Origin of the sequence: Halomonas sp. IOP_31 (assembly GCF_021151495.1) — a bacterium.
Classification (GTDB): domain Bacteria; phylum Pseudomonadota; class Gammaproteobacteria; order Pseudomonadales; family Halomonadaceae; genus Modicisalibacter; species Modicisalibacter zincidurans.
Window position 1 is genome coordinate 1 of record NZ_JAIRBP010000077.1, and the last position, 1,531, is coordinate 1,531.

Annotated in this window: 3 protein-coding genes; 2 read left to right on the top strand and 1 reads right to left on the bottom strand. The window is 54.3% G+C overall.

What is annotated here, in order from left to right; genetic code table 11:
- The first annotated feature begins 224 nt into the window (after positions 1–224).
- Both K7I12_RS17755 and K7I12_RS17340 read left to right on the top strand, forming a co-directional pair.
- Positions 225–578 (top strand): KGG domain-containing protein, encoded by a 354-nt coding sequence (locus K7I12_RS17755; RefSeq protein WP_084173602.1) that lies wholly within the window; start codon positions 225–227, stop codon positions 576–578.
- Positions 579–681: 103 nt separating this feature from the next.
- The gene (locus K7I12_RS17340; protein WP_031384815.1) at positions 682–885 is read left to right on the top strand and encodes a hypothetical protein; all 204 of its coding nucleotides are present in this window, start codon (positions 682–684) and stop codon (positions 883–885) included.
- 147 nt (positions 886–1,032) lie between these two features.
- Here K7I12_RS17340 and K7I12_RS17345 read toward each other — a convergent pair.
- Positions 1,033–1,531: DUF892 family protein (locus K7I12_RS17345; RefSeq protein WP_331460604.1), on the bottom strand; the 499-nt coding region annotated here is incomplete at its 5' end.

A 1,531-nucleotide genomic window follows, 5' to 3' on the forward strand; every position in this document is an offset into this window, starting at 1 on the left:
GAGGCGGTCGGCATGGTACATTTCGTCATGGCGGTTGATGCGGTTGATTCTTGTGTAGGAGCTTGAATTATAACCGATTTTCAGCCGCTTTTTTCATGTCTGATGAAATATCCGGGCTAGCGTGAAAGGTGTCACACGGAAATGTGGCATCCAAAAGTGAAGTGACGCGAAACGTCTTCCAAGCAAGACGCGCTCACATACACCAGAGAGAAAGGAGTATTGTCATGGCTGAACATCGTGGCGGTTCTGGTAACTTCGCAGAAGATCCCAAGCGTGCATCCGAGGCTGGCCAGAAAGGTGGCGAGCATAGCGGAGGGAATTTCGCCAACGACCCCCAAAAGGCTTCCGAAGCCGGCCATAAAGGCGGCCAGCATAGTGAGGGAAATTTCGCCAATGATCCGGAAAAGGCTTCCGAAGCGGGCAAGAAAGGCGGCCAGCATAGTGGCGGCAACTTCGCCAATGATCCGGAAAAGGCTTCCGAAGCCGGTCAGAAAGGCGGGAAACACAGCGGTGGCAACTTCGCCAATGACCGCGAGAAAGCCTCGGAGGCTGGTCAGAAGGGTGGCCGCAACAGCTAATTAACTAGTTCTGCCCATCCGACATGGAAAAGCACACAGGGATGTGCGAAGCACAGGGATGTGCCAAGAGTCATCAATGAGGTTCAAGGAGAGGAGTATAGTGATGGCCAACCCAGTTAAAGATAAGAACTATAACTTGATTAGCTCCATCTATCATCTCGCCCAAGGTTCGGAAAATTGCAAGCAATATGCCAGCGATTCCCAGCGCGACAATGATGATGAAACCACCAAGCTTTTCGAAGAATTGCAACGCTTTTATTCGGAGCATGGCGAAAAGGCCGCCAAGATTCTGAAAAACCGCCTGTGAGTGAGCAGACTCATGGAGTGTGATAAGGATCGGCTTCTGCCGATCCTTTTTGATTTACGAGCATGCAGCAGTCGATCCGACAAGCAGCGGCCCGGCAGGTCGCCGGGCCGCTGGTTCGAATGATAGCTACGCGCCTGACGTCGTCGCTCAGCGCTTTGCCGTAGCACTCGAGTCTTCGTCGCGTTGCAGGTACTGCCGTAGCGTCTTGGGCATGTGTTCATCCAACCAGGCGGCCATGGCCAGCTCCTCTTCGAGGATTTCTTCGCAGACCCGCTTGGTTTCCATATCGCCGGCTTCCTCCGCCGTGGCAATCAGCACCTTATACGAGGAAATCTCCAGTTGCTCGAAGGTATAACTGGCGATACAGCCCTTGACGATCTCGTCGCCGCTGAACATGCCGCCAACTGCCTGTCCCATCGCCGACATTCTTCCGGTAGCGTCTTTCAAGGAAGACGAGCTTTCATCATAACGCGCGATACCCCCCTGTGTGTCAACCTCACTCTCTACGTGGTACTGGACCTGTAAAGCCGCTTCATCGTGGCCTGGATGGTCTCCCACAAGGAGAATGCCGCCTTGGCTCAGCAGCTCTTCCAGGAGGCCGTGGATCGCTACGGAATCCCGCAGGGAGCGCTGACGCTCCACCAGG

What these genes read in the sequence shown, in the direction of transcription:
- K7I12_RS17755 (WP_084173602.1), top strand. Translation starts at nt 225, where the DNA reads ATGGCTGAACATCGTGGCGGTTCTGGTAACTTCGCAGAAGATCCCAAG.
- K7I12_RS17340 (WP_031384815.1), top strand. Translation starts at nt 682, where the DNA reads ATGGCCAACCCAGTTAAAGATAAGAACTATAACTTGATTAGCTCCATC.